Origin of the sequence: Thiosulfatimonas sediminis (genome assembly GCF_011398355.1) — a bacterium.
In the GTDB taxonomy this organism is placed as follows: Bacteria; Pseudomonadota; Gammaproteobacteria; order Thiomicrospirales; family Thiomicrospiraceae; genus Thiomicrorhabdus; species Thiomicrorhabdus sediminis_A.
The window spans coordinates 2,079,875-2,092,098 of sequence record NZ_AP021889.1; the positions used below are offsets into that span (position 1 = coordinate 2,079,875).

A 12,224-nucleotide genomic window follows, 5' to 3' on the forward strand; every position below is an offset into this window, starting at 1 on the left:
AAACCAATGAAATTTTAGCTTAAAGTTGGGTGGACGACTCTCCATCGCCATTTAACATCATTAACAGCTGTGCGGTGATTTTCTCTCTGGCTTGAGTCGCAGCCTGTTGACGAATTTTTTGTGAAGCCTCCGCACGACGAGTTCCTTGGAACCAGGCGCTTAATGACTGCGCCAAAGAAACCGCGTCCAAACTGTCTTGCTGAATAATCTCTCCACCACCAATATCGACTAACGCTTGCGCATTGGCTGTTTGATGATCGTCTACCGCGTGAGGATAAGGCACCATTATCGCTGGACGCGCCGCCGCCATTAACTCGGAAACCGTCAAGGCCCCAGAGCGACACACCAAAAGCGTCGCCTCGGCATAGGCGCGATTCATATCATCTATAAAAGGCACCACCTCAGCATCAACGCCCGCATCGGCATAAGCTTGTTGCGCATCAGCCAACGTTTTAGCGCCGGTTTGATGCACCACTTGAATCGGCAAGGTATCTTGCAATAATGCCAAGGCTTTTGGCACCGTAATGTTTAACGCTTGCGCGCCACGGCTGCCGCCCAAAACCAAAAGACGACATGGGGCTTCTTGACTCACTGGCATAATCTGCTCCAAGCCCTCACGCACCGGATTGCCAAACAATTGACAATTTGCGTCCGCCGGAAAAGTATGCGGACTCTCATCCGTGGTCGGAAAAGCCTGCATCACCAAAGCCGCTTTTTTTGCTAACAGACGATTCGTCAATCCTGGAATCGCATTTTGTTCGTGAATCACCAACGGAATCTGCAAACTGCGCGCCGCTAAACCACCAGGACCACACACAAACCCCCCCATACCCAACACCAAATCGGGTTGCACTTGACGCAAAATGTGTTGCGCTTGGCGGTAAGCTCGCCAAACATTCAGCGGCGCTTTTAACCAGCCCAGCAGGCCGTTACCACGCAAACCGCGAATCTTGATTTCAGAAAATGGCAGCTGCGCTTTCTCGACCCAGCTTTTCTCCATACCACCAACCGTGCCTAGCCAATGAACCTCAACCGTTACACCATTCAATTGATGCTTTTGTAACTCTTGAGCAATGGCAATACCCGGAAACACATGACCGCCGGTTCCACCGGCCATTATCAAGACTTTTTTTGCCGCTTTATTCATTGTTTCTTTCTAACCTTTGACTAGAGACGGTTGACAATTCAATAACGTGAGCCCACGAGTCGTGCTTAAAAAAGCACACATTTATGTTTACCGATTTATGTATGCCGAGCTAGCCGTGCGCTCAGTCGTGCGAACCGTGACGCTTTCATTTGAGAAGTCATTTTGCCCGAACCCGCCCGAGTATTCGACGAGCCTGCGGATGGACTCACCGCACGCACTTTTGCAACCGGCTTGTCGCCCGTCCTTGCTGCGCCAGCTTTATTGTGCGATTTGGACTTGCTGGATTTTACCGCATTCGACTGCCCCATCACCTCGGGCTCTAAAGCCTGCTTTTCATCATAATCATCGCTGTTTTTCGGATCAGGATAAAAGCGTGAGACATGTTCTATTTTTAGCACCACCGCGAAAGCAATTAAAAACAGAATCATGCTCGAACCACCATAACTAAACAGCGGAAGTGTCAAGCCTTTAGTGGGCATGAGTCCGAAATTGGAGCCGACATTAATAAAAATCTGCAGTGCGACCCAAAAACTGACGCCATAAACAAACAGAGCCCCAAATTGATAGTTAGCACGCTTCGCCTGATCGGCAATACGGAACAATTTATAAATAATTGCCATATAGGTCATCAGCAACAGCAAAATGCCAATAAATCCAAACTCTTCAGCAAAAATGGAAATAATAAAGTCGGTATGAGCATCGGGAAGATACAGCATTTTTTGCACACTCTGCCCTAATCCTACGCCGGTCCAACCACCGGAACCTTGTGCAATCAGCGCTTGAATGAGCTGATAACCAACACCAAATGGATCTTGCCAGGGTTCATAAAAATTCAACATCCGCTCGATACGATAATGATCTTGTATAAAAAACAAACCCAAAAACAGAAAAAGCGGCATCATAACAACCACAAAAATCGACAAGGGTGCGCCGGAAATCAAAAGCATTCCAGCAAGAATCATCGCCACCACAAAAATACTGCCAAAATCCGGCTCAAGAAACAGTAAAAACGCCATCAAGCCAAAAGGCAATGAGAGGCGGAAGATGGCACTGATGCCCTTTTCAACTTCATTTTTATGAATCGTTAAAAACGCCGCCATGAAGACAATCGCAGTAAATTTCATCAATTCCGAGGGTTGGAAATTAAAAATGCCCAACGGCAACCAACGTTTTGAACCGTTGATTTCAGTACCGATCAAAAGTACCAAAACCAATAACACTAGACTAAACAGCAACAGATAACCGCGTTTGCGAATCCACAGCGACAAGGGAATTTGATAAGCGATATAGGCGGCGATTAAACCTATGAAAATAGCAAAAGACTGACGTATTAAAAAGAAAAACTCATTGCCGTATTTCATCTCGGCGTAACTAACCGAAGCGGAAAACAACATCACCAGCCCAACAAACATGATACCGGCCAATAAGCTAATCAGGCCATAATCCAATTTATCTTGCGGTTGCGTCGAGCCCAGCGAAGGAGGTTTTATTGTCTGCATTCGATAACCTAAAAATTAATTGCGTGTGTGCTCGGCAATCCGGTGACTCGATTCGGCATCGCCCGAGACGCCAGGAGAAGCGAACTGCTGCTGCACAATCTCTTTAAAAATTTCGCCGCGTTGCGCATAGTTTTTAAATTGGTCAAAACTGGCGCAAGCAGGTGAAAACAAGACGCAATCGCCGCTCTGCACACGGCTTGCCGCCATGGCAACGGCTTCCGCCAAGGTTTCCACCAAGCAAACATCGCAATGCTCGCGCAATGCCTGAGCAATGATTTCACGATCACGCCCAAACAAAATGGTGACCGAACAATACGCTTGCACAGTGGGTAATAGCGATGAAAAATCCGCGTCCTTACTGACACCACCAGCCAAAAGTACAATTTTTCCATCAATTTGCGGCCCAAATGTCTGCAAAGCGGTCAAGGTTGCGCCAACGTTTGTCCCTTTGGAATCATTAATCCACTGTACCGAATTAACTTCTGTCACCAACTGCGTACGGTGCGGCAAACCGGAAAAATTCGTCAGCACTTGCGAAAAAACTTGCTTGGAAACTTCGAAAGGTTCGCACAGCGCCATCATCGCTAAGGCGTTTAATTGATGATGCGCCCCTTGTAATAGCATTTGCGCACAGTTCACCAAAGGCTGCGCCCCTTTCGCCAAGTAGACTTGCCCTTCGCGCTCCATTAAACCGTAGTCATGCTCACTTTGTGGCGGCTCTATTCCAAAACGAATTTGGCGCACTGCGCCTAAACCGGTCAAATTTAAATCCGTCGGTAAAACCGCCAATTCAGTATCATCAAACACTTTACATTTGGCTTGTGTGTACGCGGCCATATGATCGTAGCGATCCATATGATCTTCACTGATATTCAACACCGTGGCTGAAATACTGTGCAATGAATAGGTGGTTTCCAGCTGAAAGCTCGACAATTCCAGTACATAGACTTCATAGTCACGCTCATCTAACAAAGCGTCCAAAGCAGGTAAACCAATATTACCGGCTACCGCGACTTCATAACCCGCCGTTTTAAGCGCTTCGCCAATCAAGGTTGTGACTGTGCTTTTGCCATTAGAACCGGTAATCGCCACCACCGGAACACCGACGGCTCTGGCAAACAGTTCAATATCGCCAATCACTTCAACGCCTTGCTTAATCAGCTGTTGCACCCAAGGTTCGCGCTGATCAATGCCTGGACTGAGCACCAAGGTTTTCACTTGCTCACGCCAGCGTTTGGGCAGTTCACCACAAGCAAACTGCACCTGTGGAAACTGCAAACGCAAAGGCCGAATATCAAAATCCGCACGAGTGTCAAATGCGTAACAGCGTTCTTGCTGTGTCTGCAGGAAACGCAATACCGACTGCCCTGTAATTCCTAAACCGGCGACCATGATCATGCTATGTAATTCCTTTGCAAAATGAGGGCTTAGCGTAATTTAAGCGATGCCAATCCAATCAAGACTAAAATGATGGTGATAATCCAAAAGCGCACAATGACTTGTGACTCGTGCCAACCCTTTTGTTCATAGTGATGGTGCAATGGCGCCATCAAAAAAATCCGTTTTTTACGTAATTTAAAAGACGCGACTTGGAGTATCACCGATAAAGTCTCGGCGACAAAAACACCGCCCATAACCACCAAAATCAACTCTTGTTTAACCGCAATTGCCATGGTTCCTAGCGCAGCCCCAATCGCCAAAGCCCCGACATCCCCCATAAAGACCTGAGCCGGATGGGCATTAAACCAGAGAAAGCCTAATCCAGCACCTGCGAGCGCAGCGGCAAAGATAGTGACTTCACTCACCCCGGGGATAAACGGAATATTCAGATAATCAGAAAACACCGCATTGCCGGACAAATAAGCAAATACGCCCAAGGCAGCAGAAATCATGACCGTTGGCATGATTGCCAAACCATCCAAACCATCCGTTAAATTGACCGCATTGGATGTGCCAACAATCACAAAATAGCTAAGCAAGATTGTCCAAGCGCCTAAATGAATAACCGTGTCTTTCATATAGGGAATGAGTAATTCACTTTCCGCCGGCACGGTCGCATACGCGTAGAGCGCATAGGCGGCGACAAAGCCGACCAAAGATTGCAACAGGAGTTTCAAGCGCGCGCTCATGCCATTCGGATCGCGATAGACCACTTTTTTGTAATCATCCCAAAAACCAATCGCGCCAAAGCCTAGCATGGTGAGAGTGATGATTAGCAAATAATGGTTGCTTAAATCGCCCCACAGCAACACCGACACCGCGACCGAAAACAGAATCAAGGTTCCGCCCATTGTCGGGGTGCCTTTTTTAGCCAAATGGGTTTGTGGACCATCTGTACGAATCGCTTGGCCGCACTTAAGATGGGTTAGCCAACGAATCATCGCCGGCCCCATGACAAAGGAAAGCAGTAAAGCAGTCAGCACACTCATAATGGTTCGCATAGTGATATAACTAAATACCGCGAAGCCGGAAATATACTGTTGTAGATATTCGGTTAAATAAATAAGCATCTCAAACTCAACTCTGTCTTTATTTTTGTTTTTATCTATATTCGTGGCTAGCCGTGATGTCTTGCGCTCAGGAATTGCACAACCTGCTCCATCCGGCTACTACGTGAACCTTTAACTAAAATATTTATTGGCGTTCCGCGCTGCTGCATCCACTGCGCTAACAAATGAGTAAGATGCTCGTTCAAGGCCGCGTGTTCACTAAACGCCGCACTCTGCTGCCCATCCAAACACCCATTAGCCTCTAAAGCTTGCAAAAAAATCGGTGCCATCGGCTGTGCCGCTTCGCCATACACCAAAAGCGCATCAATCCCAATTTTAGCGGCAAACTCAGCCACTTCGCGATGCCCAGCGGCACTGTATTCACCCAGTTCTGCCATCGCCCCCAAACACGCTATCGAACAGCCAGGTAAGGCGGCCAACGATGCCAATCCAGCCTTGACCGATTCAGGGTTGGCATTATAACTGTCATCCAATAATAGACCGCAATCAATTTGCGTCTGCTGCAAACGCCCAGGCACACCGCTAAACGCCTGCAAAGCGGCCAAAATTTGAGGCATTGCTAAACCGGCGGACAACGCAACCTGACAGACCGCAGCCGCATTCATTGCATTATGCTCACCCAAAACCGGCATCTGCACGCTAACCGCAGCTTGCTGTTCGGCTTGCAACTCAAATTGAATGGCCGCATTCTGCGTGTGCACTGCAGAATACGTCACCCTTGGCAACGCTGGATAGGGCACACTTAGTTGTTCTATGGCAAACAATTTCACCTGCTCAATACCAAGTGTTTGTGCTTTTTCGAGCCAAAAATCCAACCCTGGCATATCGGCATTAAAAATGGCCACTCCGCTCTCTGGTTTCAACCCTTCGATAATCTCGCCTTTGGTTTCAATCACCCCTTGCAGAGAACCAAATCCCTCCAAATGCGCGCCAGCAACATTGGTTATCACGGTAATATCCGGCTCAGCAATCTGAGTTAAATAACGAATTTCGCCGCGATGATTAGCGCCCATTTCAATAATGGCGTATTCATCGTCAGGACGCAGACATAACAAAGTGCGCGGCACGCCAAAATCGTTGTTTAAATTTCCCACGGTTGCCAACGTTTTACCCGCACGCGCAAAGACCTGCGCCAAAAGGGTTTTCGTGGTCGTTTTGCCATTGCTACCGGTGACCGCAATCAGTTTTTTTAACGGCATTTGGCGGCGGTGCCAACGTGCAAAATCCGCTAAAGCGAGACGTGTGTCAGCCACTAAAATGACCGCCGGCTGCTGCGCAAGCGGCAAGCGTACAGAGAGCGCCTCCCACGCGGAACGCTCAGCGATTAACAGGACTGCCGCACCTGCGGTTACGACCTGCGCTAAAAACTGGTGCGCATCAAAATTCTCACCACGCAACGCAATAAACAGTGTCTGCGCATCAACTTGGCGCGAATCGGTACTCACTTTATCGAAAGTTCGCGCTCCCACTTCTGGGTTTAGCTGTTCGCCATTGACCGCTTGCACGAGCTGTTGTTCTGTCCAGTAAAATGTTTGCAACCTTATTTACCTATTGTTTCGGCTTGCTCAGCAAACCACTCTTGAACCACTGCCGCATCGCTAAAAGGAAAGCGCTGAGCGGCAATTTCTTGATAATCTTCATGGCCTTTACCAGCTATCACCAACACCGCATTTTCCGTTACGCTCAATTGTTCTAAGGCGCTACGAATCGCGCTACGGCGGTCGATTTCAATTTGGGCTTCAGCCGGTTTTTGTAAGCCGGCAACAATCTGCTCAATAATCTGCTGCGGGTCTTCGTAACGCGGGTTATCTGAGGTGATAAACACTTTATCCGCATACCGCTCTGCAACCTGTGCCATCAGCGGGCGTTTCTGTTGGTCACGGTCGCCACCGCAACCAAACAGTACCATTAACGAACTATCTTGTTGATGCTGACTTAGGGCCTGTAAAAGTTTCTCTAGGGCATCGGCGGTATGCGCAAAATCAACCACCACAGTGGGTTGACGATGCACAATTTGCATCCGTCCGGCAACCGAACGAATTTGCGACATCGCCGCCAGCACAGCATCTTGCGCAAAATGATTGGCCAATACACAGCTAAGCGCGCACAACAAATTTTCCGCATTAAACGCGCCGAGTAAAGGAACTTCAAGGGTAAAGGTTTGCGCCGCATGGCGCAGAGTAAAACGCACTCCTTGCGGACTGAGTTGCAAATCGTAGGCACTGAGTAGACAAAGGCTTAACCACTCTTTGGGTTGTGGTTCTATGTGGCTATGATGACCTTGCAAGGCATAACCCCAAAACTGACAATCTTGCCCATGCAGGCAATGTGGATGACAACGGTTCACCAAGCCTTGGCCAATATGGTCATTCAAATTAACCACTTTATGTTCAGCGACATAGTCGCGGAAAAGTTTGATTTTAGCGGCTTCATACGCCTGCTGTGTGCCGTGAAAATCCAAATGGTCGCTGGTCACTTGAGTCAGCGCTAAGGTAGTGAAATGCAAATGCGCAATCCGCCCTAATTCAATCGCGTGTGAACTGACTTCCATAACAACAAAGTCCGCTTGCACGGCGACAAAGCGCGCCAACAAACGTTGCACTTGCAAAACATCCGGCGTAGTGTTCATGCCTTTTTGCAAATCATCCAAAAGACCGTATCCCAAAGTGCCAATCATCGCGACCCGCTGACCGAGAGCTTGTAGCAACTGTGCGCAATAAAACGCTGTTGATGTTTTGCCGTTAGTGCCGGTGATGCCTATCACTTTAAGCTGACGACTTGGGTGATCAAAAAACTCCGCTGCCAAGTACGCTTGATGCGCAGCCAGACTGGCTATCACGATAACCAAGGCCTTTTGCGCTTGGCACGCCTGTTGTTCTGCTGGTGTTAAGGCGCGATCGCTTAGAATCAAGCGTACGCCTTGGTGAAGTGCTTTAGTTAGATAATCCAGCGCATGGCTTTGCACCCCTTGCAAAGCGATAAAAATGGCTCCGGCAGTGACTTGACGAGAATCATTCGTTAAGTCATGGAGGCACATAGCCTCTGGCGTCAAATCACCCAGTTCAACCATTAGTTGCGCAAGCTGCTGAGATTCCAGCAGTTGCCGCTGCTGTAAAAACGCGAGAATTTGAGCGAGTGTTTTCATGGCACACTCGCCGCGAGAGAACCACTCTGGGCAATTTGTCCTTTGAACAAATTAGGCGTTTGCTCATAAAAATGCGGATGTTCAGCCGGTAAAATATCTGGAGGAATTTGACGCAGACGCAAGGCGTGTTGCATCACTTCTTTAAAAACCGGTGCCGCCACTTTGCCGCCGTAGTAATCGCCACGCGATGGCTCGTCAACGGCAACCACCATAATCATATCGGGATTGCTGGCCGGTACCAAACCAGCAAACATCGACATGTAAGTGTTTTGTTGATAACCGCCTTTTTGCGAAGTCTTATGTGAAGTACCGGTTTTGCCGGCAACTTGATAACCCGGAATATGCGCTTGCACGGCAGTACCACCGCTTTTGGTCACATGGGTCATCATCTGTAAAACTTGCTGCGCGACAGCCGGTGAAAAAACTCGCTGTTCTTCGCTAACCGGGGTTTGTGCGGCATTTAGCTTGGTGAACATCGAAACTTCTTTGAGCACGCCATTATTGGCAAACACGGTATAGGCTCGGGCTAAACTTAACAAATTGATGTTAAAACCATAACCGTACGACATACTGGCTTGGTCAAGTGGCTGCCAAAAATCGGAATGCTTTAGGTGTTTGGCCACCTCTCCCGGAAAATAAACACCGCTGTCACGTTCAAATCCAAGTTGTTTGTAAAGTTCGTACTGTTGCTGCTTATCCATCATCAGCGCAACTTTGGCAGTGCCGACATTACTGGATTTCTGGATAATACCTTCCGGCGTAAGAACACCATGGCGCGAGGTGTCTTTGATTCGCTTACCTTGCAGTATCATGACGCCGTTTTTGGTGTCTATTTCGCTGTTTTTATGAATTAATCCTAAATCCATGGCTTTGGCGATAATAAATGGTTTAATCGTTGAACCCGGTTCAATGAAATCGGTGACTGCACGATTACGTAAACCACTCCCTTTGCGATCTGCAATTCGATTGACGTGATAACTAGGCACATTCGCCATCGCCAGAATTTCACCTGTTTTCGCATCCAATACAATCGCACTGGCGCTTTTTGGCTGATGTTTGTACATCACCTGCATCAATGCTTTGTAGGTGTAATACTGAATATTTTGGTCAATGCTGAGCTGAATATCACCACCATTAGCATAGGCTTTATCGTTCGTGCCTTCGCCCTGCTTGTAACTGGCTTTAATGGTGTTAATGACGTTCCCACGAACATCTTTAATCACCAATTTTGCGCCATCTTGCCCTTGTAAATAACTATCGTATGCGCGCTCTAAACCATCTCTACCCAAACCGTCGATATTCGTAAAGCCGATCAAATTGGCATTCACTTCACCATTCGTATAAAAGCGTTTGTATTCGTTACTAACAAAAACATACGGCAGTTTTAAACTTTCAACTTTGGCTCGATAATCTGGGGTTAATTGGCGCTTGATATACAGATGGCGATCTTTGTCGGCATAGACCGCACGATAGATTTGCTTGGGCGGGATACCTAACGCCTTGCCAAGCCGCTCGAATAGATAGAGATAACTGGAAACTGTGGATTCTTGTACCCACAGTGACAGCTTGGCATCCGTGACCGTCACAAATGGCGCTTGAGTATCGCCACCAACATGAAAACTATGCGCAATTTTTTTTATAAAAACCCCTGGGAGGTTTAAAGCGTTGATTCGCTCTTTTAAGTCTTCAGACTCGATATAACCGACAAAACTGAGTTTTTTATCACGATTATCGCGCACTAATTGCATAAAACGGCTGCTATTAAGATTCAGCAGAGCCATCAATTGTTGATAATCAGACAACGCTTGCTTGATTTTTTTTGGATCGACTTGCACCGCGACCATCGGGGTACTCAAAGCCAGTAGGTTGCCATTGCGATCGTAAATTTCACCACGTACCGCAGGAATACGATAGGTTCTTTCGTGGCGATCATCTGCCTGCTCGCGCATCGTGTCTGCTTCGATAATTTGATTATGAAACGCTCGCGCCACCAATCCCAGCATCACCGCACTGATCAGCAAAAAAATCAGAATATCGCGGCTAAAAAAAGTTTTCAATTAGGTCGCTCCTTCTCAACAATAAAGATGGTCTGCTTATTTTCCTGAATAGCCTTCATGCCCAATTTCTCTTTGGCTATTTTCTCAACACGGGCGGGGGCGGTTAAATGCGAATACTCAATCATCAGTTCACCACGCTGGTCGCGTGCTTCCAGAAGTTGGTCATGGGTTTTGTAATACTCTTTTTGTAAGCCTCGAATCTCATGGCCAAGCAAAACATTGCCAACCAATAAAGCAAACAAAAGCAGCATTAAAAAAAACAATAAGAAAAGCCCACTACGCTTTGTTTCAGAAAGATTCGTGGGCTTGGCTGAAGCGTGCATCGAGACTCCAATAGAGGTAAGAAGTTGCGTCACACCCTAAGAAAAATAATCGGTGCGCAATTTTCACACTCTGACGATACGAACAGGACCGGGGTGTTTTCCAACGATTCGGCTCTGGAAGACAGAGAAACTCCAGAACCGAACAGCGTCACTAGGTTAGTCTTTTTGACGACGCAAGAAAGCCGGAATATCCAAAAGTGCGCTTTGCGGAACACCATTGGCTCTTTCTACCATTGCGGCACTAACTTGCTCTCTGGCTTCTTGATCAATGCGTTGTTGTTGAAGCGTTGTGTTCACTTCCGTACGCATTACAGGATTCCCGTGAACATTGTAAACCGGCTCCTGCATAACAACTCGTTCAGCTTGCGGTGCATAGGACGCTTGCATCGGTTCTACTGAGTGCTGCATCACCGGCTGAGTCTGATAATTTGGCGTTACGGCTGCACCAGACTGCGTATGGTAGCTAGGTGGCTGATGGACTGGTGCTTCGGCTTGCGAGTTTTGGTGCATTTGCGTGACCGCGCTGTTAAGACCAGTACTTCGTGCCGCCATTTGTGGGGCCACAACTTGCTCTTCGCGCTTGGTCAAACCAGTTGCAACCACGGTAACACGAATTTCATCATTCATGCTCTCGTCCAGTGAGTTACCAATAATAACCTTTGCATCTGGCGCCGCGACTTGGTCAATGACATCACCAACTGCATTGAACTCTGCAATCGTCAGATTAGGGCCGGAGGTAACATTAATCAAAATACCTTTCGCGCCGGAAACTTCAATGTCATCAAGCAGAGGATGAGCAACGGCTTTTTTGGTCGCTTTAATCGCACGGTCTTCACCCGTTGCATGACCAACACCCATCAACGCCATACCACGCTCCGACATTACGGTACGCAAATCTTCAAAATCGACATTGATTAAACCCGGACGAGTCACCAATTCGGTAATCCCTTGCACAGCAGATAACAGAATTTCGTTCGCGTAGTTAAAGGCGTTATTTAGGGTAAAGTCATCACCAACAATCTGTTGTAGCTTGTCATTTGGAATGGTAATCAACGAATCAACGTGTTGCGTCAGCTCTTCAATACCCGCTTCCGCGGCACGACCGCGACGCTCATAGCTAAATGGCTTAGATACAACACCGACAACTAAAACACCCATTTCGCGAGCCAATTGAGCCACGACAGGAGCAGAACCCGTCCCTGTTCCACCACCCATACCGGCGGCCAAGAACAACATATCCGCGCCTTCAATTTCACGTTTCAACAACTCAAGAGAATCGCGTGTTGCCATGCGACCTTTTTCAGGATCAGCACCCGCACCTAGCCCTTTCTCGCCCAACTGAATACGCTTTTGGACACGTGAATGAGCAAGCGCTTGCGCATCGGTATTCGCAACAAGGAAATCGACACCTTCGATGGTATTTTCCATCATATAGTTGACGGCGTTACCGCCTCCGCCACCAAGGCCAATTACCTTAATAACCGGCATCCCGGCTTGTCGAATATCGCTCACTGGTGCATCTTCTGAAATAAACTTCATTGCT

General features: G+C 47.8%; 9 protein-coding genes. All 9 read right to left on the reverse strand.

Annotated elements, in window-relative coordinates; genetic code table 11:
* Nucleotides 1-19: 19 nt before the first annotated feature.
* A complete protein-coding gene (murG, locus tag HRR27_RS09770) occupies nt 20-1,147 on the reverse strand; it encodes an undecaprenyldiphospho-muramoylpentapeptide beta-N-acetylglucosaminyltransferase (RefSeq protein WP_173273289.1) in 1,128 nt (375 codons plus the stop codon).
* 95 nt (nt 1,148-1,242) lie between these two features.
* Nucleotides 1,243-2,646, reverse strand: coding sequence for a putative lipid II flippase FtsW (ftsW, locus tag HRR27_RS09775; RefSeq protein WP_173273292.1), 1,404 nt, complete (start codon nt 2,644-2,646; stop codon nt 1,243-1,245).
* 15 nt (nt 2,647-2,661) lie between these two features.
* Nucleotides 2,662-4,044 (reverse strand): UDP-N-acetylmuramoyl-L-alanine--D-glutamate ligase, encoded by a 1,383-nt coding sequence (gene murD / locus HRR27_RS09780; protein ID WP_173273295.1) that lies wholly within the window; start codon nt 4,042-4,044, stop codon nt 2,662-2,664.
* A 29-nt stretch (nt 4,045-4,073) separates the two neighbouring features.
* Nucleotides 4,074-5,156, reverse strand: a complete 1,083-nt coding sequence (gene mraY, locus HRR27_RS09785; protein ID WP_173273298.1) for a phospho-N-acetylmuramoyl-pentapeptide-transferase — start codon at nt 5,154-5,156, stop codon at nt 4,074-4,076.
* A gap of 47 nt (nt 5,157-5,203) precedes the next feature.
* Nucleotides 5,204-6,694 (reverse strand): UDP-N-acetylmuramoyl-tripeptide--D-alanyl-D-alanine ligase, encoded by a 1,491-nt coding sequence (locus HRR27_RS09790; protein WP_173273301.1) that lies wholly within the window; start codon nt 6,692-6,694, stop codon nt 5,204-5,206.
* Nucleotides 6,695-6,696: 2 nt separating this feature from the next.
* Nucleotides 6,697-8,301 (reverse strand): UDP-N-acetylmuramoyl-L-alanyl-D-glutamate--2,6-diaminopimelate ligase, encoded by a 1,605-nt coding sequence (locus tag HRR27_RS09795; RefSeq protein ID WP_173273302.1) that lies wholly within the window; start codon nt 8,299-8,301, stop codon nt 6,697-6,699.
* The gene (locus tag HRR27_RS09800; RefSeq protein WP_173273305.1) at nt 8,298-10,358 is read right to left on the reverse strand and encodes a peptidoglycan D,D-transpeptidase FtsI family protein; all 2,061 of its coding nucleotides are present in this window, start codon (nt 10,356-10,358) and stop codon (nt 8,298-8,300) included. The genes HRR27_RS09795 and HRR27_RS09800 overlap by 4 nt, the downstream gene beginning before the upstream one ends.
* A complete protein-coding gene (gene ftsL, locus HRR27_RS09805; protein WP_173273308.1) occupies nt 10,355-10,681 on the reverse strand; it encodes a cell division protein FtsL in 327 nt (108 codons plus the stop codon). The genes HRR27_RS09800 and ftsL overlap by 4 nt, the downstream gene beginning before the upstream one ends.
* A 156-nt stretch (nt 10,682-10,837) precedes the next feature.
* Nucleotides 10,838-12,220, reverse strand: coding sequence for a cell division protein FtsZ (gene ftsZ / locus HRR27_RS09810; RefSeq protein WP_173273311.1), 1,383 nt, complete (start codon nt 12,218-12,220; stop codon nt 10,838-10,840).
* Nucleotides 12,221-12,224: the final 4 nt, after the last annotated feature.

Coding starts and splice junctions, on each gene's coding strand:
- murG (WP_173273289.1), bottom strand. CDS start 1,147: ATGAATAAAGCGGCAAAAAAAGTCTTGATAATGGCCGGTGGAACCGGC.
- ftsW (WP_173273292.1), bottom strand. CDS start 2,646: ATGCAGACAATAAAACCTCCTTCGCTGGGCTCGACGCAACCGCAAGAT.
- murD (WP_173273295.1), bottom strand. CDS start 4,044: ATGATCATGGTCGCCGGTTTAGGAATTACAGGGCAGTCGGTATTGCGT.
- mraY (WP_173273298.1), bottom strand. CDS start 5,156: ATGCTTATTTATTTAACCGAATATCTACAACAGTATATTTCCGGCTTC.
- HRR27_RS09795 (WP_173273302.1), bottom strand. CDS start 8,301: ATGAAAACACTCGCTCAAATTCTCGCGTTTTTACAGCAGCGGCAACTG.
- ftsL (WP_173273308.1), bottom strand. CDS start 10,681: ATGCACGCTTCAGCCAAGCCCACGAATCTTTCTGAAACAAAGCGTAGT.
- ftsZ (WP_173273311.1), bottom strand. CDS start 12,220: ATGAAGTTTATTTCAGAAGATGCACCAGTGAGCGATATTCGACAAGCC.